The organism is Psychrobacillus antarcticus (assembly GCF_029533155.1).
In the GTDB taxonomy this organism is placed as follows: Bacteria; Bacillota; Bacilli; order Bacillales_A; family Planococcaceae; genus Psychrobacillus; species Psychrobacillus antarcticus.
In genome coordinates this window covers 21,598-46,116 of the sequence record NZ_JAIZDB010000008.1, presented here as the reverse complement: position 1 = coordinate 46,116, position 24,519 = coordinate 21,598, and the positions used below count along the sequence as shown (strand labels likewise).

The following is a 24,519-nucleotide window of genomic DNA, read 5'->3' as shown; positions in this document are numbered from 1 at the left end:
CGGCATTGGCTGTCGAGAACCATCGACAGTCATTTTTTGTTTTCTCCATTTATATTATCATTACAATTTATGCTAATAGAAATAATGATAAGGAAATGAAATGGCGTTTGTCTTTCACGGAAAATTAGTACCCCAAGACCATCTGCGCTCCCCGGAAGATAGGGGGCGCTATCTTTCATAAAACAGTTATTTCTAGAAGGAGGTCAGAAATCTTGAAAGTATTCAAAATCATGAAGAGAAAATGGTTCGTAATTTTTTTCTTTCTTTTATTCCTTTTATTGGTTATTTCCACCATTTTTATGTTGCAAACTGAAAACGAAAAAGCAACTACGGAGCCTGTAGTTGAACCATATTCTTATCGGGCTGATTATCATTTCACGGTGCCCGATAATTGGAAAAACGACCCTCAACGACCCATTTATCTTAATGGAAAGTATTACTACTATTATCTTTATAACGAAGATTACCCAGATGGAAACGGAACCGAATGGCGTTACGCTATTTCTGAAGATTTGATTCATTGGGAGGATGAAGGCGTTGCGATTCCAAAATATACGAATGAAAATGGGGATCCATGGTCAGGATCTGTGGTGATCGATCATGAAGATACAGCTGGATTTGGAGAAGGTGCGCTGGTTGCTATCGTTACCCAGCCATCCACAGATGGACAACAGGAACAATATCTTTGGTATAGCACGGATGAAGGCCAAACATTTAACAGCTATCAAGACGAACCAGTTATGACCAATCCCGGTGTAGAAGACTTTAGAGACCCTAAGATTATTTGGGAGGAGGAATCACAAAAATGGATCTTGCTAATGGCTGAAGGATCCAAAGTTGGTTTTTACGAATCTGATAATCTTAAAGAATGGCATTATACGGGTGGGTTTCAAACAGAAAATATAGGGATAATAGAGTGCCCCGATCTATTTCAACTGCGAGCAGATAATGGCAGTATAAAATGGGTAATGGGCGTCAGTGCAAACGCTATAGAGCAAGGAAACCCCAATACATATGCTTATTGGATCGGAGACTTTAATGGCCAAACGTTCACTCCAGATCACGAGGAGCCTAAATGGCTGGATTATGGATTTGATTGGTATGGAGGCATCACTTTTGAAGATGGTGAGCAAGAAGATAAACTGAATCACCGCTATGCTTTAGCATGGATGAATAACTGGGCATATGCAGACAATACACCAACAGTAGAAGAAGGCTTTAATGGACAGGATTCCATTGTTAGAAAGATAGCGTTAAAAGAAGGTGAACCAGATGAATATTATCTCACTTCTCAACCCAAAAAAGAACTCGACCAACTTATAAAGGATACAGATAGTTACCCCGAATTAAAAGTAGACGGTGAATTAACGCTGGATGCTGTGGGGGATATATTTCAGTTAGAAGCAGATATCAGTTGGGATGAAGCTGAAAATATCGGGATTAGACTTAGAGAATCAAACAAACAAAATCGTCACATTGATATCGGTTTTTTCCCTCGAGAGGCGTATTCTTATGTCAATCGTGAATCTGTACATCAGCCAGATGATAATAATGAAATGGTTGAGAGTAAAGCACCTATGGACCAACACCAAAAGGATGCTCATCTCAAAATACTTGTCGACAAAACGAGTGTGGAAGTATTTATTGATGATGGGAAAATAACACATTCCAATTTAGTTTTTCCGCTACAGGAAGATCAGGGAATTACCCTATTTTCTGAGGGAGGTAAAGCCATTTTTAAAAATGTGGAAATTAAACATATGAATTCAATACTTGAATAAACACTAAAAAGTAAGAAACGCTGATGAAATACATTAGCGTTTCTTTTGGTCCCTCGTTATTTGGTGTGGGAGTAGACCTAACACAATGGTTAGGATAAATCTTAAAATTTTATGAGTATAGGCTTTTGTCTAGATAGGAATCCTTCCCTATAATCTGTGTAGGCGTTAAACCTTAATCCTTTTTTATTGGTAAAAATCCCCGTCGCTTTGAAGTGGTAATTGTAGCACCTGCGGGTTAAATAGAAATACATTAAAGCTGAATGTATTTTTTTGATATTTTTGTGCTATAAAATCCAACGTTTTTGGATAGCGTGAGTATATTCTAGGTACAGCAGGAGGCAGTGCTGTTTTTATGGGTATAAATTCAGTTTGCTCGTAATCATATTTCTTATATATAGGATTTATACGGATAAAATCTTCCACAGAGTTAAAAATAGTATTTGTTGAAAGTGCCTCTTTATTTTCCTTAGATAATTTATTATATGTTATATCGTACTCCGAACCAGATTCACTGTTTTTCCATGCAGTGAATTGTATTGCTCGTGGCATGTCTTTAAATATATTATTTTGGAAGGTAGGATTAATAGCCCCACTTGCGATAATTCCTCTGTTAGAGTTGTACTTTCCTGGTTCAACTTTTTGGAGTGTATTATTTTCTATTGTTGTATTACTCCAGTTCAGCACCCGAATGGCATCCTGACGCATTTTTTCTATTTTATTATTTCTAATTACAATATGATCGTGATATTTCCCGCCTGAATATTTATGTGTTCCGATTGCTCGGTCTAAATCGTAGAAAGCATTGTTTTCTATCCTCATATTGGAATTAGGGGTTTTGTCGAACTTACTCCATGCAGAGCTCCATCCATTCGTTAGCTTGTCCGGCGTATCGATATTAATGGCTTCTTTAATTTTAGTTGGTGAAGCCTTTGAGTTCATAAAATGGTTGTTGGATATTACCGCATCCTTTGTTGCATCAATTTCAATGAAATGACCAGAATACATATTTAGAAAATTAATATTTTCAATCCTAATATTTTGATTATGACCTGCAATAATAGCGATAGCTTCCTTATCGAAATTCAAATCAATCGTCGCTGTCCCAGCTCCAATGATCGTAATATTTTTTTCACCTTCATATTTGCCATAAACACCTTCATATTTGCCATAAACACCTTCTTCTTTTCCTAGTGAAGGACGGATGAGTTGGAAAAGTGATTTGTCGGCATCTAGCTTAGATGTACCAGTTTTTATCCCATTTACGATTTTTGCACCGTCTTCTAAATTAATCGTTATGTTGGAAGAGACAAACAATACATTAGACACGGTATATGTGCCTTTTTCTAATGTGAGTGTACCACCGCCTGTTTTCTCCAGCTGTTCAAGATAAGAACGAAGTAAATAATAATGCTTCGTATGATGATTGTAAGTCGAATAGCTTTGAAAATTAGGGTTAAATGTATCGCTATTTGGTGAAATAGTATAAGTTTCTGCCTTAGCTTCGAATGAAAATGTCGGAATAATAATTGACAAAGACCAGACAGCTATGACCAGTAAAAATTTTTGCATGTTTTCTCTGTTCCTCCTGACTATTGCTATAAGTATGACTATAGATTCCGGAATTCTAGTAATAAGAAGACAAGCAACAATGTAACCGTATGCTTTATTTTTAGCCTATCTATAGTTCTCTTTACTCTCTAAAACATTTACCCTCTTTTTGTAAAAGTAATCTAGGAATGCCTTCAAAATTTGACTAGGACCTATTCCGGACTGATTTTCTTAACGGTCAGTATTTTAAATGCTGGTGCATATTGAATCGTTCGATCAGATACAGAGACGACATTAGGATTTAAGTCTAGTATTTTTCGCTGATGTTCGTTGAAATAGATTTTACTCATAAGATTCTCCCGCTTTCTCTAATTACATTTAGTATAACGGGCTTTTTCATAGAAAAAACCCTAAAAATGAGACTTTTTTAAGTGTCCGATTTTCAGGGTTCAGTTCATAAAGGGAGGTGGTTTGTTATTATATTTATACCAAGTGTGAGTTTCGTGTAATGATATCAACAGTGTTTCACCCCATAAACCACCCCAGGAATACCCCTGTGAAAAAAATGCATATATTTAATTTTAAAGAAGGTCTTTATCAGGGTGTTAAGCTGGTGGAGGCCTTTTCTTCCATATTGGTGAAGGAGAAGACGTACTATAAGGGGGAATTACACATGGATTTTACGAATAAAGTGGTGTTAATTACTGGTGCGGGTGCTGGGATTGGCTGAGAAACCGCATTTCAATATGCAGCAAATGGTGCGAAAGTGGTTGTAAATGCTATAGGGAATGAACGTGGTAAACAAACAGCCGAGTTAATCAAAGAAAAAGGTGGAGAAGCAATTTTTATACAGGGTGATATATCCAAAAGGTCCGATGTGGAAAATATGGTGAATAAGACGGTACAGACATACGGTCGGATTGATATTTTAGTTAACAATGCTGCTGTTGTTTCTGTTGGGACCATTGAGAATACATCGGAAGAAGATATCGATCGTACATTGGCCGTTAATATTAAAGGTACTTACCTTACATCTCAATTTGTGGCAAAACAAATTAGGGCGCAAGGAGTTGGAGTAATCGTCCATGTTGGTTCTGTTGCTGCTACAAAAGGACATCATGACCGTAGCATTTATAGTGCTTCAAAAGGAGCTGTTTTGGCTCTTACAAAATCAATGGCGCTTGAATTAATGGATGCCAATATTCGGGTTAATTGCGTGAGTCAGGGAACAACCCATACAGAAGGCGTACATAATCGTATTGAAGCTTCTTCAGACCCAGAATCATTGAAATCGATGTATCTCGCAAGACAGCCCATGAATCGTCTCGCAACACCTATTATTTGCAAGCTGTGACGAAGCAGCATTTATGACTGGAAGTAATATTGTCATTGATGGTGGTACTTCGATATAATATATTTTGAACGTTCTTTTCATTTAGGGAAGGTGACTCCCTGTATACTTATTCAAAATAGTATTTTTATTATAAATAATCATTCAATTAACGAACGATTTTAATTATTTTTAAATAAATGTTCGTGTTTTGTATTGACGTTAAGAATTAATGATGTTAATATGAGAAAGTGTATGTTAGAATTATAGTATTCGACTAAATTCGACAAGAAGCTTTCGTTAAGTATATACTGAATTTTACGCTTCGCTTGTGGCGGTTTTGTACGAACACGATTCTCACGGCGAATCCGTCTTTGAAAACGCGGAACAACCGTTTAGAACAGTTTTTTCGGTGCATACTTGAGTTAATAAATAATTTATTTAAAAAATTACCTAAAAGGGGAATACTATTATGAGCAATTATAACGCAGTAGCAGCAAAAAATACAGAAAATGCTCCAAACGGTAACGGTCTATATTCACAAACTGTAGCTTTCTCTCATTACAATAATCTTTCAGCTCAATTACCTATCGAACCAAACACTGGTAAATTGGTAGCTGGCGGTATAAAAGAGCAGGCTGAACAGTGCTTTAAAAATATTAAGGAAATTTTAGGCAGCATCGACCATGTTATGAGCGATATTGTTAGAATCACTGTATTCGTTAAGAATATCAAAGATATTGACGCTGTAGACGAAGTTTATAAAACATTCTTCCCAACTTATGTTCCTACACGTACGACAGTCGCAGTTGCAGCTTTACCTATGGATGCTTTGGTGCAAATTGAAGCAAATGTTACACACGGTGAAGGTACAATTCCAAACGCACCACAATCAGGCGACCTTATAAAGATTACAAATAACACGGCAAATGCACCAACAAGTCCTCTATCTACACAAACAGTAGCTTTCTCTCATTATAATAACCTTTCAGCTCAATTACCTATCGACCCTAAAACAGGCAGATTGGTAGCTGGTGGTGTAAAAGAGCAAACTGGACAATGCTTAACAAATATCAAGGCAATTTTAGAAAGTATCGACGTTCCTTTGGACGATATTGTTAAAATTAATATATTCCTTACAAACTTATCGGATATTGAAGACGTAAATGAAGTTTATACAACATTTTTCCCAGACTCGGCTATTGCCAGATCTGCAGCCTATTTCCCAGCACGCACAACAATTGCAGCTTCAGCTTTACCTATGGACGCTTTAGTACAAATTGAAGCAGTAGTGTCACACGGAGATGGTACACCTCCACAAGCTGTTGAAGACAGACATGGAATTGTTCTATGGGCAAACAACACTGAAAATGCACCTAAGAGCTCACTATCTACACAAACTGTAGCATTTTCTCATTACAATCACCTTTCAGCGCAATTACCATTGGATCCAACAACTGGTGAGATGGTAGCTGGTGGTGTTAAAGAGCAGGCTGGACAGTGCTTAACAAATATCAAAGCAATTTTAGAAAATATCGACCACGTTATGGATGATGTTGTTAAAGTGAATATCTTCCTTAAAAATATCACAGATGTGGAAGCTGTAAATGAAGTTTACAAAACTTTCTTCCCAGGCGGTGTTCCTGCACGAAGAATAGTTGGCGTATCAGCTTTACTTCAAGATGCTTTAGTCCAAATTGATGTAGTTGTATCAAACGCTGAAGGAACTCCTCCAAAAGCATAACGGACATTTGTTTGTGGGCTGTCTCAAATGAAAATTGAGGCAGCTTCCTTTTTTAGACAGTATAAGTGAAAAAGCATCAAGATTTTAGCTAATTATGGCAGAAATCTTGATGCTTTTTACGTTTCCGGTCATTGTATAACAAATCTTCCCAATTTTAATTTGGATCAGATAATATATTTTTATTTTGTTTGAACGAAAAATCCCTTCATATGTTCTTTCTGAACACATGAAGGGATTCCTATTACTAATTTATTGAGCCGTGAAACCACCATCAATTGTTAATGTATTCCCAGTCATGAATGAAGAATCATCAGAAGCTAAGAATAAAACTGCTTTTGCCATTTCCTCAGATGTACCTAAACGTCCCATTGGAGTAACTTCTCTTAAAGTTTGTTTATAATCTTCAGGAATAATTGGTGTATCAATGTAACCTGGACAAAGTGCGTTCACGCGAATATTACGAGTCGCATATTCAAGACCTAAAGAACGAGTTAAGTTAATAACTCCACCTTTTGCGGCATTGTAAGCAGCACTACCAGGAGAACCAACCCAACCGTACATAGAAGCAGTATTGACGATTACTCCTCCGCCAGTTTTCAACATTTCTTTAATAGCTGATTGAGCTACTAAAAACGTACCGTCTAAATCTACACTTACTGTTTTACGATATTCAGCAAATGTTAATTCTTCTGTTGGTTTTACAGCACCGATCCCAGCATTATTGAATAAGATGTCAACTTTACCAAGTGCATCAATTGTCGCTTTATAAGCATTTGCAACGTCTTCTTCACTTGCAACGTCAGCTTTTACAAAAATAGCTTCAGCACCTTGACCTTTCAATTCGTCCGCAAATGCTTGTCCGTTTTCCTCATTCCAGTCAAGAACAACAACTTTTGCTCCTTCTTTAACAAAAAGACTCGCTGTTGCTGCACCAATACCTGAAGCTCCACCAGTAATAATTGCTACTTTATCTTGTAATTTACCCATTTTAAAACCCTCCACTAATTTAGTGTATCGTTATAAAATATATAATTATCTTAATAAAATACTTTATACGACCAATTTGAAAGTTAACTTTTAGTATTTATAAGATTGTCCACCATCAATAGGAACAACTGTCGCATTGATGAAAGTAGCTTCATCAGAGAGTAGGAATGCTACTAAGTATCCAACTTCTTCAGGGCGACCAAAACGTATCATTGGGTTTGGTTTAACAACTTTTTTTCCAACTTCTTCCCAATTGTCGCCACCCATTTATTTAAGCGAACCTTCTACCATTGCTGTCATGATTGCTCCCGGTGCAATTGCATTAATATTAATGCCGAATTTCCCATATTCAATTGCTGAGTTTCTTGTTAATCCAATTACACCATGCTGATTGGTTACCAACACCACGAATACCACCAACAGAAGCGCAATTCAATATCGAACCTGAATCTTGCTTTCTCATTCTTAAACTATTTAGCCGGTGAAAAATTGATGATTAGGATCCATAATTCAATTATAACATTAATGGTTTAAAAGACATTTACCATAGAGGATAACTATTTACGAAATAGTTATACAAAAACCGGAGCAAGAAAATAGCAGCACCACCATGTAGATCTTCCGCAATCGGGTGAGATTAATCTAGTCGGTAAAAATAAGTTACATAAATAATTGAATGTAAATAATTAGGGAACCCAGCTAGTCTTCCAACTTAATATAATGTTAAGTAAAAACTACTCCATGCATACTCAGCAGGTTTTTAGGGGAAATTCATTACGAACTTAAAAAAAAGGAGTAGTTATTATGAAAAGACTGGGTGGAAATATTTAATAAAGAATTAAACAGATTATATAAAAAAACAAAACTAGGCCTTGAAAATCCATTTAATATGATTTTCAAGGCCAAGTTTCATTTAAAATATTCTACTAAATGGACATCCGCTCTTGTTTCGGATCAATTGTCTTTTTCAAATTGCTTTCTTAGAAACTGAATGACATCATTAAATGCATTTTGCACAGTAATACTTTGCCAATCTTCATCAAATACATGTTTGCCGTTTGGAATAGTTATCAATTGATTTTCTACTCCAACTTTCGTCAATGCTTCGGACATGAAAACAGATTGTTCGTATGGGACATCTTCGTCCATAGTTCCATGTAATAAAAGGGTTGGTGGATACTCCGCATTTACAGAATAAATTGGGCAAAATGACAGTAGCTCATTGACGTCCATATTGCTGATTTTTTCAATCCAATTACCATTTTGTCTTGCATACATATAAATCGCGTAACGTTTTTGAATCGGTCCAACGGTAATAACTTCATTCGATACGAGCATGTCGGCAAGTTCTTTTGGTACAGTGGTCATTTTTTGATAGTGAGGGCTTGGTTTTAATGCCCAATCCCCAGTAATATCACCGTAGCCATAAAACGATACAATGGCTTGTGGCTTAGTATTGAACGTTCCAGATAAAAGTGCAAGGTAGCTGCCTGCTGAGCTGCCAATCACTGCTATTTTTTCTGGATGATAGTCAAACTGTTTTATACCCTCATACTTTAACCAGGAAAGTGAATCCGCAATATCGGTAATTATGTCAGGGATTTTTGTTTCGGGTGCAAGCCGATAGTCAATGGAAAATACATTAAATCCCGCCTCCAAGTAAAATTTAACTTGTTCAACTTTTATATCTTCTTTAGAACCCCAAAATAGACCGCCACCATGAATATAAACAATAACAGGAGCTGACTGTATAGAGGTGGGATAAAAGTCTGCTTTTATTTCAAATTGTTCATTTTTTTTATAAACGACTGTTGTTTTCATCTTGTTTAACACGTACTTTCTATTATATAGTTATCTTTTTTATTATAATCTAACAAATCTTTGAAATTATACACTAGTATGGTTTAGTACTATTAAATATATCATGAAATATATTACCTTTAAATAAGCAGTATATTAGGAAAATAGCTCATAAACCCTGAAGTTCCCCCAAAAAAGACAAAAATTGGTCATAAGCAGCCAAACCTACTCCTACCAAAAGTAAATAAGAAAAAAGAAAGAAAAACTTTATCCATTTGCACTAAAATTATTGCTGTCAATTTATCCACATTGTCAAATGAATCGCTGTTTCCCTCTCTGTATTATTAAGTAATAGAGTTTTTGTGGAAAATAGCAAATAAAACACTTAACAAGAGGTTGAAAGCGTTTGCTATATTTTTTGCGTCTATAAAAAGAGCGGATTTAGGGAATGACTAATTGTTAGGAAATGATCCTCATATTACATCAACTATTAAAGAGGTGTTTTTAAAAAGACCAGAATTTTTAATAACAGGAGAAAATTGTGATTCAACAAAAGTCATCATCCACAATTTTCTTTGAATGAATTGTATGGTTCAACCAACACTTATAGCTTTCGTTCTATATTCATTAATTGCTAAAGAATCGATATTAAATCAATATAGAAGAAGAAATATACTAATGTTAGGGAGGAAAAGTAATGATGTATGATCTGATTATTAAAAATGGAAATGTTGTATTCCGAGATGGAGTCCGTCAAGTCGATATTGGAGTTAAAAATGAAAAAATTAGTTGTATTGCTTTGGAAATAACTGATGAAGCAAAAGAAGTTATTGATGCGAGTGGGCAATATGTAATGCCTGGAATGGTTGATACACATGTTCATATTAGTGAACCTGGTCGAACTGAGTGGGAAGGTTTTGAAACAGGATCTAAAGCAATGGCAGCTGGTGGTACGACAAGTTATGTTGAAATGCCACTGAATGCATTACCGGCAACGATAAATAAAGAAGCACTTAATCTTAAACTTGAAGCTGCTATCAATCAAAACTACGTTGACTATGGTTTCTACGGTGGGCTTGTACCTGGAAATATAGATAAATTAGAAGAAATGGCAGATGGAGGAGTTCTAGCGTTTAAATGTTTCCTTTCGGATATTACGAGTGATGTTCCTGGAGATTTTACTCATGTCGATGATTATACGATGTATAAAGGGATGCAAAAAATAGCTGAATTGGGTGGGATTTTATGTATCCATGCTGAAAATCCAAATGTTACAAAAAGACTTACGGAAGAAATGATTCGAGAAGGACGTACATCTGCTGCAGACTATGTTGATTCACGTCCGATTTTCACGGAAGTAGATGCTGTTCAACGTGCAATTTTGTTTGCAAAAGAAACAGGATGTAAATTACATTTAGTACACATTAGTACGTCAGAAGCCATTCAAGTAATTTTAAAAGCGCGAGCTGAAGGCCAGGATATAACAGTTGAGTCGTGCCCACACTATTTTGCAATGACTGCTGAGCAAGTAGAGGAAATTGGTCCAAAAGCAAAATGTCAGCCACCACTTCGAAAAGCAAAGGATCAAGCGAAATTATGGGACGAGTTATTAAATGGAAATATTGACTGGTTAACATCTGACCATTCCCCATGTACAGAAGACTTGAAGCAAGGAAATATTTTTGAAGCGTGGGGCGGCATTAGCGGGGTTCAAAACAACGTTGATTTAATGTTTGATTTAGCTGTAAAACAACGTGATTTACCAGTAGAAAAGTTTGTTGATTTGATAGCATTTAACCCTGCCGAACGGTTTAACTTACCTAATAAAGGAGAAATAGCAGTAATGAAAGATGCGGATATTATTTTAGTAGATCCAAATCAATCTTATGTTGTGAAAAGAGAAGATCTTTATTACAAAAACAAGCATAGTGCATATGAGGGCAGAAAAATTGATTGCCGTGTAACGAAAACGATAGTTCGTGGACATGTAGTTTTCGATTTACAAAAAGGAATAATAGGGGAACCAGTTGGAAAGCCTTTGTCAGTGGTACAACAATAAACGATAATATATTTCAAACTTTTTCTAAAAAAAGGGAGAGCTAAACATGACAAACTACGATTTAATTATAAGAAATGGTCAAATTGTAACCTCGGAGTCGGTTTCAAAAGGAGATATTGCTATTAAGGATGGCAAGATTGTTGAAGTATCCATTAATAAAGAAATTAGTGCAATAGCTACTAACGAAATAAATGCAGAAGGTCTTCATGTTTTTCCGGGTTTAATTGACACCCATGTACATTTTAATGAGCCGGGAAGAACGGAATGGGAAGGTATTACAACTGGAAGTAAAAGCTTAGCAGCAGGTGGGGTTACATCTTATTTCGATATGCCTTTAAACAGCACACCTCCAGTGATAAATAAAGAAAACTTAGAAATTAAAAGAAAACTTTCAGAAGAAAAATCAATCGTGAATGCAAATTTCTGGGGTGGGCTTGTACCTGAAAATATTGATCAGTTAAAAGGGCTTCATGAAAATGGAGTCATTGGATTTAAAGCATTTATGTCTCCAAGCGGTATTGACGATTTCCATAGTGCGAATGACGAAACACTTTATAAAGGGATGAAAGAAATTGCTTCCCTTGGTTCAAGACTTGCTGTTCATGCGGAAAGTACAGTAATCACGGAACAACTGGCAGCGGAGAAGTTACAAGAAGGCAAGACATCTGCACGTGATTTTGTTGAATCTAGACCAATTATTTCTGAAATTGAAGCTGTTAAAAGAATTATTTCCTATGCTGAAGCAACAGGATGTAAAGTGCATGTTGTTCACGCTAGCAGTAGAAAAGTAGTTCAAGTTATAGAAGAGGCGAAAAAAAGAGGCGTAGATATAACTGTTGAAACATGCGCACATTATTTAGCATTGACTGTAAAAGACTTAGAAGAAAAAGGTGGATTAGCTAAATGTGCACCCCCACTTCGTGATCAAGAAGAAGTGGAAGAATTATGGGTCGCCGTTGCTAATGGTGAACTGGATATGATTGCTTCTGACCATTCACCCGCACCAACATCTATGAAAACTGTTACAGATAATTATTTTGAAGGTTGGGGCGGTATTTCAGGTGCACAATCAACATTGAATGTAATGCTAACAGAAGGTTATTTTAAACGTAATATACCTTTAGAAAAAATAGCTACACTAATGGCAAAAAATCCTGCAAAAGTTTTTGGTTTAGCAAACAAAGGTGATATTGCAGTAGGATTCGACGCAGATATTGCAATCGTTAATTTAAATGAAAGCTTTAGATTAGAAAGTGAAGATTTATTCTATCGTCATCAACATTCGCCATATGTAGGAAAGACATTCCAAGGAAAAGTAAAAATAACTATTGTAAATGGTAATGTTGTCTTTGAGAATGGCAGTTTTCCAATAGCATAAAAAAATATACTCTTTATTGTAAATAATATGTAAAAATATTACAAAGGGCTGAGGTGTTTCTATCTGCCCTTTTCTCTATGCGAAAGTTGGACCGCGATACAGAATGTATAAAGCTGTTGAAAAGACAGATAACTATAATTGATTAAATCCTTTAGGAAAGAAGAAGTGAAATAGATGAAGAATGAAATAAAAAAAGCAGGTAACTGGCTTGGTGGTTTACAATGGTTAATGTTTATCTTTATAAACACAGTTGTAGTACCAATCACAGTTGGTGCTGCTTATGACTTAAGTCAAGAACAAATTGTAAGTACGATGCAATTTTCCTTTATAATTGGTGGTATAGGATGTCTATTACAAGCAATCATTGGACATAGAAGACCTATCATGGATGGACCATCCGGACTGTGGTGGGGTGTTATTCTTGCACTTTCATCTATGTCCGCAGCACAAGGTATCCCATTAGTTGAAGTTGGGGGAAGTATTGCAGTTGGTATAATCATTGCTGGTATTTTAACTATACTAATTGGAGTTACTGGCTTTGGCTTTTATTTAGAAAAATTATTTAACCCTAGTGTAATGGGTACTTTCATGCTGTTATTTGGTGTTTCTTTATGTATCAGTTTCTTTAAAGGAATGTTAGGTATTTCATCCGGAGATGGTACTATTAAATTAGGGATGGGTCTTTTAGCTATTGGTATTGCTGTATTAGTATTATTATTATCGGTTAAAGGTTCAACTAAAATAGCGCAGTACTCTATGTTGATTGGTATCATTGTAGGTTGGCCTTTATTCGCTGTACTATTAGGTTCTGAGAGTCAATTAGGAGGCGGAGGGGTTTCGCTTTCTTTAGATTTGTTTTTATTCCCATTAGGGGAACCTGCCTGGAATCTTGGAATTATTATTACAGTAGTTGTAACAGGTATTCTAAATTTATCGAAACAATATGGTTCCATCAAAGGTACAGACATTATGTATCCTGACCAACCATCTACAAGTAAAGACTATCGTAATTCATTTGTGATTACTGGTATTCAAAGTATTTTAGCAGGTCTTTTAGGTTTAGTACCGTACTCACCGTTTATATCATCAATTGGTTTCATCCAACAAACTAAAATATATGATAGAATGCCATTTATTTTTGGTTCTGTTATGTTCCTTATTATGGGTATCATTCCACCAGTAGGCTATTTCTTTACTCTACTTCCATTAAGTATCGGTAGTGCCGTATTGTTCGTCTCGTACGTAACACTATTTGGTTCTGCTCTTGATTGGTATGCAAAAGTAACATTTAACTCAACCAACGTTTACCGTGCAGCAATTCCATTGTTTATTGGTTTAGTTTTGTTTGCTATACCTGGTACTGCGTTCTCAACTTTACCTAGTTTTGTTCAACCTTTACTGTCAAGCGGCTTATTGGTTGGTACTGTTCTAGCTATACTAATTGAAAATGTAATGAATTGGGATAAAATCGGGATAGATGAGAAAGTAAATGTTCAAAAGAATATATAACGCTAAGCAAATCTTTTTGTGGAATATTGCAATTGATGATGGTAAAGTTGTTTTTGAACGGTACTTTACCAATTGCATAGAAACGTTTAATTCATAGTGAATAATAAGGATTAAAGGGCCGAGAATATCTCTGCCCTTTTCTTCTATTAAAAAGGAGGGATAGGTTTTGGAATTTCGGGTAAGCGATATGTTAAAATTACCATCTATGAAAGATTCGATTGTATTAAGTGGGGAACAATCTTTACATAAAGTTGTTAAAGGATCCACAATCATGGAAGCACCGGATATTACTGACTGGTTAAAAGGTGGAGAATTAATTTTAACAAGTTTATACCCTATCCGTTTTTTTAATGAAACGGAGCAAAAGCAGTTTATTGCAAAGCTAGCTGAAAAAGAAATTAGTGCGTTAGTGATAAAAAATCATCGTTTTGTATCAGAGATTCCTCCAGCCATAATCAGCGAAGGGGAAAAGTATAACTTACCAATTATCCAAATTCCTAAAGAACTCCCTTATGTTGACATAATGTATCCTGTGATGGAAGAATTTTTGGATATCCAAGTAAAAAAACTTCAGTATTACAAAGAAATTCATGATCAGTTTACAGCGTTATCATTGGCTGATGAAAGTGCGGAAAAGATCATTGAAACATTAGAGGAGTTAATCGGAAATCCTGTTGCTTTATTTGACCGAAACTTCTTTTGTATAGCTTCCACGCTCCCTTACCTTTCTAAGTTTGAAATTGTTGAAAAATATGATGATTATGACAAAAAAGAAGAGATGAAATTTCCTCACTATCGTCAAATTGTTAAATATCCCGGGCAAGATAATCAAAGTGGTCAACAAATAGTCGTCCCAATTGAAACGATTAACCATATTGAAATTTACCTATTAATCGGTGAAATGAATAAACCATTGGAAGAACTTAATTTTATTGCAGTTGAAAATGCTGCAATATCGCTTTCGCTTGAATTTGTAAAAAAGTTTGCTGTGGCAGAAGTAGACAAACGATTTAAAAATGATCTACTGGAACGATTAATCGAGGGTAAATTACCTTCCAATATTCTTTATCAAGATGCCAATATAATTGGTTGGAATATAAAAGGATCATTTACAGTTGTTTTATTCAAATTAAGCAAAAATAATGAACTAGACTTCTCGAAACAAGTTAAACGAGGAAAATCGAATGGACATGAAGAGACATTACTTCATGAAGCTATTTATAAATATTTACCTAATGCAATCATTGGCAGTAAAAGTGGTTTCAAAGTAGTACTTTGGAAAGCCAATACAGAAGATCAAAAATGGTTGGATAAAGTTAAAGAAACAGTGTACAATATTAAACAATTGGTAACGAAACAAAATAGCGAAATAATTATTCAAGTCGGGATTGGGACGCTATCAGAACGTATAAATAATATTTCAGAAAGTTATAAAAAGGCTCAAGATGCATTGGAATTTGGAGAGATTTTAAATGGCAAAGAATCCATTACTGCTTTTTCTGAATTAGGGGTCTTTAGGATGCTCTGCCAATTTTCTAATCCCGAGGATTTAAAGACTTTTATTCCATCGTCTTTACAAACGTTGCTAAAACATCAACAAGCAAGCAAAACAGATTTGTTACTCACACTAAAAATTTTTCTACAGTGCAATCAAAATGCTACAAAAGCATCCCAACTTCTTTTTATCCACCATAAAACAGCTGTCTATCGTATAGAAAAGATCAGGGAAATAACAGGGATGAATTTTGAAAATGCGGAAGAAATGTTATTAGTTCAAATTGGGTTAAAAATTACTGAACTTCTTGAACGAGACAAAATCCAACAATAGTAAATTGCAACACCAAAAAAAGTCAGGAGTGTTATCAGATGGTTAGGAAAACGTATATTGCAAAAAATGTAACAGCATCAGGACCGTATTCACATGCAGTAGAAGCAGATAATATTATTTTTTTATCAGGTCAGACAGCAATGAACGCGGATACAGCAGAAAATTTGCAAGGAAATATTGCAGAACAAACAAAACGATGCTTTGCCAATTTATTGGAAGTGTTAGAAGCAGCAAATCTAACATCAGATGACGTGCTGAAAGTAAATGTATATCTTACGGATATGAATCATTTTTCTTCTATGAATGAAGTATATAAAACGTTCTTTAAAGAACCATATCCAGCTAGAACTTGTGTGGCAGTTTTAGCATTACCATTAGGTGCAGAAGTAGAAATTGAAATGGTTGCTAAGAGAAAAGCGTAGGTATTTTATATACGAATTTCAACTTAGTATTTAAATTCCTATTTTTAGGAATAAGTGGGATAAATGTAGATGAGAAAAAGCAGGTCTATTGATTGGACTAGGGCTTTGAGTTGCATGATCGGCATTTCTGTCATGTTATGGGCACCACTTCACTAATTAATGTGAGTGGGAGCAGCCCTTCTCTATTCGTACGGCACTCTTAAAAATTCGAGTGCTTTTTCTTGTTGAAAATAACATTTGGTAGGATACTACAACAAAACTATATGTTTTGAATTATGTGGTTATTCTTATAATTACTGCTCAACTTTCACACAACTCTTTTTATGTTAATTTTCGAGCATAAAGAGGTTGTTCAATGTGTACAAAGGATTGTTCAAAGTATCTGTTATTGTAACAATTGTTATGCACTGTATATAGCGAGAGCTTGTGCATTTTGTTTAATGCACATAAAGACCTTCTTAATAAAGCGATGTATAATAAACATTGTAATAGGTATTGTTCCTATGAAAACGTTTTCGATAAATGAATTACACATTAAAAAGGAGAATGACATATGTCTACAAAAACAGATACAAAAGATACACAGATTGAACATATTTCGGTATTGGATGAATCACTACATCCGAAAGCCGATAAAGATAGAACCGTCAAGCCAAGAGACTATATTTTCATGTGGATGGGTGATGGGGTTAACATAGGGAATATGACATTAGGAGCCAGTGTAGTTATTGCGGGTGTAGCAACGTTAAACATCTTCCAGACAATGCTTGCAGCTCTGATCTCCATTGGAATCATTTCAACTATTTTCGCATTAAATGATCGACTAGGCTATACAAAAGGTATTCCGTACGTTGTACAGCTTAGAATGTCTTTCGGAATAAAAGGTACAGTTATTTCTTCATTACTACGCGGTGTACCTGCTATTGTCTGGTACGGTATTCAAAGTTGGATTGGTGGTACTGCTTTAAATGAATTTTTGAAGATAGTTACCGGTGGATCTTTTGATAATATTGTTATTTGTTTTATAGGTCTTCAACTACTTCAGATTGTTATATCACTATACGGCTTCCATGCGATTAAATGGGTAGAGACGTTTGCATCTATTATTTTCATGATAGGACTTATTTATGTTTTTGGAATCCTTGTAACATCATACGGTACTGAGATTACTCAAACTTGGGTACAAGCAGAAGGTTCATGGGGATTACCGTTCTTCGCACTAATTATGGTCTTATTAGGGAATTATGCAGGGATCTTTGTAAGTGCTGCAGACTATTCCAGAGAACTGAAAACGGGTATAAGTGATAAGAAACGCGGAGCATTATACTTTATTCCGATCACTGTTTCATATGGTTTTGTTATTGCCATCGGGGCAATGTTAGCTGCTGCAACAGGTATAACGAATCCTGCATTAGCACTGCCAGAGGTAATTGAAAATCCTATTATTTCTGCAGGTGTATCTCTATTTATCGTCATAACAGTAATTGCGACAAACATGGTAGCGAACGTAGTTCCACCAGCGTATGTTATTACATTGCTGACAAAATTAAAATATAAAGCTTCTGTAACTATAACAGGATTGCTTGCTCTAGCTTCATTCCCTTGGTTGCTTATTCAAGAGTCATCGGCTGCAGGTCTTAGTATGTTCGTTCTCATCTATTCTGCATTTTTAGGGCCGGTAATTTCGATTCTGTTAGTTGAATATTATATTATAAGAAAGCAGAGAGTAGATACTGCAGAACTATACAAAGAAGATGGTTCATATGCGGGATATAATCCAGCAGGACTGATTGCGATGTGTATTGGTGCAGCTGCTGCATTTATGTTAGTGGAGCTAGCATGGGTAATTGGTTTTATAGTAGCAGGAATAGCTTACTACCTACTTTCGAAATATGCCTTTAAAGGTTCAAGTTTCAAAAAAGGAACAATTTTCGATAAATAATTAGTTGAAAAACCCTCATGGAGAATATATCTTCATGAGGGTTTTTGTTATTCAAAGATAAGAAAACGAAGCGTACCTTCATGTTGCTTAGATAAAAAGACTAGTCCGAGTTAATGTTGATATAACACCGTCTGTTGAATTTAGGAGAGAAATTGTGTAAAGATGGATGAAGATAGTAGATTTCCTTTTTTAATGGAAATAAAGAAAAATAGTAAGTGTCTATCCAATAAAGAAGCGAAATTGCGAACGAAATTGCATCTTCAGGCCCGCACGATGCGGTTCAGGCAGTCGTTGCGAAATGTTTTTTTATTTTGCGGCGAGCTTTGCGCAGGAGCACCACGATGTCGCGTATTTAGACTGTCATCATCTCTCCTCTATTAATAGGTAAGGTTCTATTTTCTAGTTATCCAAAAATGAACTAACCCGTTTCTAAAAGTTGTAGAAGGGCGACCGTACAGTTAATAGCCATAAGATTACCGAGAAAAAAAGATGCTGGTCGTGACTTCATTCACGACCAGCATCTTTAAAAAAATCAAACGGTAATTATATAGCAATAAGTCTGTCCAAAGCCCTTCGAAAACAGGAGAAACATGATTAGATACTAAAGGACGGGTCGTTTTATTACCTAGTTTTTACTATCTATTTCCATGCATCAGCGGCTCTTCTTATGTTTGTTGCCGATAAGTGTGCGCTTTGCACTTTTCATTGACTAGATACTTCATCCTCTTCTTTTAGAATAGAGCCGATGATGAGGGCTACTCGTATCGCTAAAGAGTCAGTCGGATCGCGGAGGGAGCAGTTTAGCAGTTCCTCTGCTTTTTCTATTCGATATTTCACTGTATTTCGATGTACGAATAATTTTCTAGATGTTTCCGAAAACTCACATTGGGAGTCTAAGAAAGCATGAATCGTTTTTACTAGTTCCAGCTCTTCGTTTGTTTTTGGATATGCCAATGATTTTAATGTATTTACATAAAGGGCCCTTATTTCTTTACGAGGAAGGGATTTTAACAATTCCTCCAAATCGCTTGTTTTGTAAAATTTTATAAACCCTTTTAAATGTTGTTCATATCCCGTTAATATAGCTTCTACTGCTTCATGATAAGCGGTCGGTATTTCTTTAAGGGATGGCACTGAGTGGCTAACTCCAAAGGAAAGCGTGAAATCTCCTTCGAAGTTTGCTTGGATATTTTCTACGAATTGTGTAACCGTATTAATTTCTCCCTCACTATATTTCGGGAATTGTAAGATCATGGCGAAGTACTTTCCTTTTGTGAATAGAGTAGCTTCTAAATTCTCATGAATAATTTCATCTTCAAGCTGGTCGTAAACGCTATTATGTAGCTCTCCAACTTTTTTTTCGTAAAGTTGCAACGTTTCATATATGTCTCCTTGGGCATCGATTGTACATACTACACAGACACTTTCCATGCTTTTTTGGAGTCCATAATAGTTTGATCGGCTAAATATTTCTTCATCGGAATGAATTTTCATTTCGATTAAATCAGCGAAGAAGTTATTTTTTAACAATCTAGAGTTCTCTTCTATTGCTTGCTCTTTTACAATTGTAAAGGAAATGACATTGCCGGCCTGTTCAATTGCCATTTGTGAAGAAGGATAAGGCAAGGTGAGTGAATCGAAAATGACAAGCATACTTTGATATTGACGTTTCGTATGAACTGGAAATGTCGTAACACTTTGATGTTCCCTTGATGGGATTGAAAACGTAGTCCCTTCTCGTGCAACAAGTAAGTCTTCTTTTATCTTCTGAAGTATCTCCTGTTTAATATCCTTCATTGATTCCTTCAAAAAATCATGACTTTGAGCAATCTTTTCTCCCCTGTGATTCAATAAAAGGGCTGGGCGTGCCAAAAGATAGCCTAACTGTTCTAAAAGAGCGCTTAAACTGTATCCTTTGATGAGCATATTTGAAAATTCTTTTTGCACATGCAATGCATAATACAGTTGCTCTGCCTCATGATCATTCAAATAATTCAAGATATGGCGGGAAACTTCACCTAATGTATGATTGGTAGGTAAATCTATAATTGGAAAAGCAAGTTCATCAGCCAGTAATTTTACTTCAGGTGGCAATTGATGAAAGAATCGGCTGATTTTAATAACAATGCCTGAACAATTTAAGTCGTGCATTTGTTTGATTAATTCGCAGAATTTCTCTGTATCATCTTTAAACGCATATCCGGTTGTAAGGAGAAGATGGCTTTCAGCTAAAAAATTGATCACGTCAGGCGTATCAGATATATTTACAAATTGCACATTTCTTGTTAGACCACGATGACCTGCAAGAACAATACCTTTTTTCATACCTTCCAGTATAAATAAATCATTTACGGTTTTCATACGAATACCCTTTCTATTTAAAGATTTCCATAAGAATAATTTATCTAACTCTTATGCAGTCCATTGTAAGTTAAAAGTGAACAAAAAACAAATCGTAAATTGTTCATAGTGAACAGTGACAATTCAGAACAATAGCTTTAGAATGGAAGAATCAACGCTGTAAGTAAGGTAATGCTAATGTCTACCCGAAGAACACCATTTGCTCATGCATTCCGATTGAACTACAAAAAAGATGCGTGCTATTAAATATGTCTTGTAAGGAAACCGTAAGAGATAACTCTGTGATCGACAACTTCTTGGAGTAGTAAAGACAGAATTGCAATACTATCAAGGAATTTGAAAGTCAATTATCCGTATAATATAAATAAAATCTAAAGTTTTATCTATATGTACTAAAGATTATTTTTATGGCAACGTTTACAATTAGTAGTGTAGTCAAAGATCATAAGTTTATGAAAGATAATTTCAGTGAATACTATCTACATGGATTGCAAACAATGAAATAGTGTTACTAAAATAATTATAGACAATACATAATGCAGAACAGGGTGGTGAAATAGGTGGACGAAATGAAAAACATTGTACAAAAGTTTGATCATCTAGATGAAGAAACAGCCGGCAAGCTTGAATGGTTAGCCGAATTTGGAAAAGATCCTGAAGGTGGAGTTTCTCGTTTACTTTATACAAAAGAGTGGGTTAAAGGTCAACATGCATTAAAAGAATGGATGGAGAACGAAGGCCTAGAAGCTCGATTTGATAATGTCGGGAATTTATTTGGGACGTTAACAGGTAAAAACACAAACGAAACTATTTTAACTGGATCCCATGTGGATACTGTGACGAATGGTGGCAGTTTTGACGGTGCATATGGAATTGTTGCAGGAATTCTTGCATTGAAATACTTGAAAAAACATTTCGGTCAACCAGTAAGAAACATCGAAGTCGTTTCGATGGCAGAAGAGGAAGGAAGTCGTTTTCCATACTCGTTTTGGGGTTCCAAAAACATTGTTGGCTTAGCGAAACGTGAAGATGTTGAAACAATTAAAGACTTTGAAGGTATTCCATTTGTCGTAGCGATGAATGAAGCGGGCTTTGGCTTCGGAGATGAAACGAAGGGTCCACGTAAGGATCTAAAAGCCTTCGTTGAAGTTCACGTTGAACAAGGAAGCGTTTTAGAAACGGAAAAAACGGCAATTGGTGTAGTAAACAACATTGTCGGGCAACGACGATATACGATAGAAATAACTGGTGAAGCTAATCATGCAGGTACAACACCAATGGGCTATCGGAAAGATGCTGTTTATGCGGCAAGCCAAATGATTCATGAAATTATTTCGATGGCGAGAGAAACCGGTGATCCACTTGTGACGACGGTTGGGAAATTCGAGGCTTATCCTAACATCGTGAATGTCGTGCCGGGGAAAGTCATTTTCACAATAGATGTTCGTCATACTGATAAACAAGCAATTATTTCTTTTACAGAACAAATGACTGCAAAAATGCAAGATATCTCTAAAGAACATGAAGTTGAGTTGAATATCGATATGTGGATGGATGAAGATCCAGTTCCAATGGATCAAAGGGTCGTTGAACTTATCGAAAAGCAATGTAAAGAAAATGGTCTCAATTATAAGGTAATGCACAGCGGTGCGGGGCATGATTCCCAAATCTTTGCTCCTTTTGTACCGACAGCTATGTTGTTTGTTCCAAGTCTGAAAGGAATCAGCCATAATCCGGCGGAATTTACAGAGCCAACAGATTTGGCAGAAGGTGTAAAAGCACTTATTGGTGCTCTTTACGAATTAGGCTATAAAGAATAACACTGAGAATTAGATGTACAGATAAAAATACAAACAAACAGAGGAGAATGTAAAAAATGGGTTATCCAAAAGATTTACTTTCAAGCAGATCAATTATTAAGCACGGATTATACGCTCTAATCGCACCAGAAGGTTTAGTTAATAATGTGATTCCAGGATTTGAAAATTGTACAATTTCTATTTTAGGATCACCAAGACTAGGAGCTAGTTTTGTTGATTACATCGTAACAATGCATGAGGGTGGAAAAAATAGCCAAGGATTCTGTGGTCAAGAAGATGTAGAAAGCTTTGTTTATGTTTTGAACGGTAAAGTAAAAGTATCTGCTGGCGACGAGGAATTTGTACTTGAGGATAGCGGCTATTTGTATTGCCCACCAGGAGTGAAAATGTATATCGAAAATTTAGAAGCAGGAGATTCCCGACTTTTCCTTTATAAACAAAAATATAAACCTCTTGAAGGAAAAAAACCGTGGACAGTATCTGGACATGCTAACCAAATTGAGTTTAGAGACTATGATGATATGCACAATGTTCATATTAAAGATTTATTACCAGCGGATTTGGATTTTGACATGAACTTCCACATTTTATCGTTTGACCCGGCAGCAAGTCATCCGTTCATTGAGACTCACGTCCAAGAACACGGAGCTTACTTATTGTCAGGGGAAGGTATGTACAACCTCGACAATGAATGGATTCCAGTTAAAAAAGGTGACTATATCTTTATGGGTCCTTACGTACATCAAGCAGCGTATGCAGTTGGAAGAGAACCACTAGCTTACGTATATTCAAAAGATTGCAATCGTGATGCATCACTTTAACATTTTTGAATTTAGACTAATTACGGCAAGATGCATTTGAAAAACATGCAATATAATAACTAGAAAAGATATATATTTCATGAAAAGTTGGTGTCTGAATGAGAGTTACAGAAGAAGAACTAAAACAATTAATTATAAACAAACTTCATAAAGCAGGCCTACAAGAAAGTCACGCTGAGACAGCCGCAGATGTTCTTGTATTTGCGGACCAAAGAGGAATTCATTCGCATGGTGCCATGCGTGTGGAATATTATGCTGAAAGAATTGCTAAAGGCGGAATTAATACAAACCCTGACTTTAGATTTGAAAAAACAGGTCCTTGCTCAGCCGTTTTCCATGCAGATGGCGGAAATGGCCATACAGCTGCCAAATTGGCAATGGATGAAGCCATAAAAATGGCGAAAGAAAATGGTGTTGCTATTGTTGGAGTGAGAGATATGTCCCACAGCGGAGCAATCTCTTACTTTACTGAACAAGCTACACAAGTTGATCTTATTGGTCTTACCGTTTGTCAATCGGATCCGATGGCAGTTCCATTTGGTGGAGCAGAGCCTTATTACGGTACGAACCCAATTGCTTTTGCTGCACCAAGTTCAGAAGACGGGAAATCCATGACATTAGATATGGCAACAACAGTTCAAGCATGGGGTAAAATTCTCCATGCAAGATCAAAGCATGAATCTATTCCTGATACATGGGCAGTAAATGGAAATGGTGAACCAACAACAGATCCTTTTGATGTAAAAGCATTATTACCAATTTCGGGACCAAAAGGATACGGGCTCATGATGATGGTTGACGTTTTGTCAGGCGTTTTACTTGGCCTTCCGTTTGGAAATAAAGTCTCTTCTATGTACGATAATTTGGCTGAATACCGCAAATTAGGTCTGCTTCATATTGTCATTAATCCTGAATTTTTCGGTGGAATAAGCGGCTTCAAGAAAGATATTTCTCAATCCATGGATGATTTAAACAACATTAAACCTGCCACTGGCTTCTCTAAGGTATTATACCCTGGTCAAAATAATGACATTGTAATTGAAGAATATAAAAATAATGGCATTGAAATTGTAGATGATGTATTAGAGTACTTACGTTCTGATGTGATTCATAACAACCAATATGATAATAAAGATCCGTTTGCTAAATAGTTTTTTAAGTACAAAAAACGAATTCAAAGGGGGATAAG

Annotated in this window: 18 protein-coding genes and 1 pseudogene; 13 read left to right on the top strand and 6 right to left on the bottom strand. The window is 35.8% G+C overall.

Annotation, left to right across the window (positions count from 1 at the left end; all coding sequences use genetic code 11):
* The first annotated feature begins 230 nt into the window (after positions 1–230).
* Positions 231–1,781 (top strand): glycoside hydrolase family 32 protein, encoded by a 1,551-nt coding sequence (locus LDK52_RS06070; protein WP_407081795.1) that lies wholly within the window; start codon positions 231–233, stop codon positions 1,779–1,781.
* Between the two features lie 183 nt (positions 1,782–1,964).
* Here LDK52_RS06070 and LDK52_RS06065 read toward each other — a convergent pair whose 3' ends face one another.
* Together LDK52_RS06065 and LDK52_RS06060 are read right to left on the bottom strand one after the other, a co-directional pair.
* Complete coding sequence (locus LDK52_RS06065; RefSeq protein ID WP_277585057.1) at positions 1,965–3,350, bottom strand: right-handed parallel beta-helix repeat-containing protein; 1,386 nt, start codon at positions 3,348–3,350, stop codon at positions 1,965–1,967.
* 191 nt (positions 3,351–3,541) lie between these two features.
* Complete coding sequence (locus tag LDK52_RS06060; RefSeq protein ID WP_277585056.1) at positions 3,542–3,679, bottom strand: hypothetical protein; 138 nt, start codon at positions 3,677–3,679, stop codon at positions 3,542–3,544.
* A gap of 206 nt (positions 3,680–3,885) precedes the next feature.
* Between LDK52_RS06060 and LDK52_RS06055 the strand changes: the two genes are divergently transcribed.
* The 3 genes from LDK52_RS06055 (at position 3,886) to LDK52_RS06045 (ending at position 6,403) form a co-directional block, all read left to right on the top strand.
* Positions 3,886–4,059, top strand: a complete 174-nt coding sequence (locus LDK52_RS06055) for a hypothetical protein (protein ID WP_277585055.1) — start codon at positions 3,886–3,888, stop codon at positions 4,057–4,059.
* Positions 4,060–4,095: 36 nt separating this feature from the next.
* Positions 4,096–4,683, top strand: coding sequence for an SDR family NAD(P)-dependent oxidoreductase (locus LDK52_RS06050; protein WP_277585054.1), 588 nt, complete (start codon positions 4,096–4,098; stop codon positions 4,681–4,683).
* Between the two features lie 448 nt (positions 4,684–5,131).
* The gene (locus tag LDK52_RS06045) at positions 5,132–6,403 is read left to right on the top strand and encodes a RidA family protein (RefSeq protein ID WP_277585053.1); all 1,272 of its coding nucleotides are present in this window, start codon (positions 5,132–5,134) and stop codon (positions 6,401–6,403) included.
* 249 nt (positions 6,404–6,652) lie between these two features.
* On the opposite strand, the gene LDK52_RS06040 is transcribed toward LDK52_RS06045, so the two are convergent.
* The 3 genes and pseudogenes from LDK52_RS06040 to LDK52_RS06030 form a co-directional block, all read right to left on the bottom strand.
* On the bottom strand, positions 6,653–7,390 hold the full coding sequence (locus tag LDK52_RS06040) for an SDR family NAD(P)-dependent oxidoreductase (RefSeq protein WP_277585052.1): 738 nt from the start codon (positions 7,388–7,390) through the stop codon (positions 6,653–6,655).
* A 90-nt stretch (positions 7,391–7,480) separates the two neighbouring features.
* Positions 7,481–7,853: pseudogene (locus LDK52_RS06035) on the bottom strand (SDR family oxidoreductase); the annotation flags it as partial.
* A 491-nt stretch (positions 7,854–8,344) separates the two neighbouring features.
* The gene (locus tag LDK52_RS06030; protein ID WP_277585051.1) at positions 8,345–9,211 is read right to left on the bottom strand and encodes an alpha/beta hydrolase; all 867 of its coding nucleotides are present in this window, start codon (positions 9,209–9,211) and stop codon (positions 8,345–8,347) included.
* A gap of 676 nt (positions 9,212–9,887) precedes the next feature.
* On the opposite strand from LDK52_RS06030, the gene allB reads away from it, so the two are divergent.
* The 6 genes from allB to LDK52_RS06000 all read left to right on the top strand — a co-directional run bounded on the left by allB (position 9,888) and on the right by LDK52_RS06000 (position 18,328).
* Complete coding sequence (gene allB, locus LDK52_RS06025) at positions 9,888–11,249, top strand: allantoinase AllB (protein WP_277585050.1); 1,362 nt, start codon at positions 9,888–9,890, stop codon at positions 11,247–11,249.
* Positions 11,250–11,295: 46 nt separating this feature from the next.
* Positions 11,296–12,627, top strand: coding sequence for an allantoinase (locus tag LDK52_RS06020; protein WP_277585049.1), 1,332 nt, complete (start codon positions 11,296–11,298; stop codon positions 12,625–12,627).
* A gap of 174 nt (positions 12,628–12,801) precedes the next feature.
* Positions 12,802–14,136 (top strand): uracil/xanthine transporter, encoded by a 1,335-nt coding sequence (locus tag LDK52_RS06015; protein WP_277585048.1) that lies wholly within the window; start codon positions 12,802–12,804, stop codon positions 14,134–14,136.
* A 166-nt stretch (positions 14,137–14,302) separates the two neighbouring features.
* Positions 14,303–15,964, top strand: a complete 1,662-nt coding sequence (locus LDK52_RS06010; protein ID WP_277585047.1) for a PucR family transcriptional regulator — start codon at positions 14,303–14,305, stop codon at positions 15,962–15,964.
* A 38-nt stretch (positions 15,965–16,002) separates the two neighbouring features.
* Positions 16,003–16,386 (top strand): RidA family protein, encoded by a 384-nt coding sequence (locus LDK52_RS06005; protein ID WP_277585046.1) that lies wholly within the window; start codon positions 16,003–16,005, stop codon positions 16,384–16,386.
* A gap of 553 nt (positions 16,387–16,939) precedes the next feature.
* Complete coding sequence (locus tag LDK52_RS06000; protein WP_277585045.1) at positions 16,940–18,328, top strand: NCS1 family transporter; 1,389 nt, start codon at positions 16,940–16,942, stop codon at positions 18,326–18,328.
* Between the two features lie 702 nt (positions 18,329–19,030).
* Here the strand turns inward: LDK52_RS06000 and LDK52_RS05995 are convergent.
* Complete coding sequence (locus LDK52_RS05995) at positions 19,031–20,689, bottom strand: PucR family transcriptional regulator (RefSeq protein WP_277585044.1); 1,659 nt, start codon at positions 20,687–20,689, stop codon at positions 19,031–19,033.
* A gap of 569 nt (positions 20,690–21,258) precedes the next feature.
* On the opposite strand from LDK52_RS05995, the gene allC reads away from it, so the two are divergent.
* The 3 genes from allC (at position 21,259) to allD (ending at position 24,481) form a co-directional block, all read left to right on the top strand.
* On the top strand, positions 21,259–22,509 hold the full coding sequence (gene allC / locus LDK52_RS05990) for an allantoate deiminase (RefSeq protein WP_277585043.1): 1,251 nt from the start codon (positions 21,259–21,261) through the stop codon (positions 22,507–22,509).
* Positions 22,510–22,565: 56 nt separating this feature from the next.
* Complete coding sequence (allE, locus tag LDK52_RS05985; RefSeq protein WP_277585042.1) at positions 22,566–23,330, top strand: (S)-ureidoglycine aminohydrolase; 765 nt, start codon at positions 22,566–22,568, stop codon at positions 23,328–23,330.
* Between the two features lie 98 nt (positions 23,331–23,428).
* Positions 23,429–24,481 carry an ureidoglycolate dehydrogenase gene (allD, locus tag LDK52_RS05980; protein WP_277585041.1) on the top strand — a complete coding sequence of 351 codons (1,053 nt, stop codon included), beginning with the start codon at positions 23,429–23,431 and terminating at the stop codon, positions 24,479–24,481.
* Positions 24,482–24,519 lie beyond the last annotated feature (38 nt).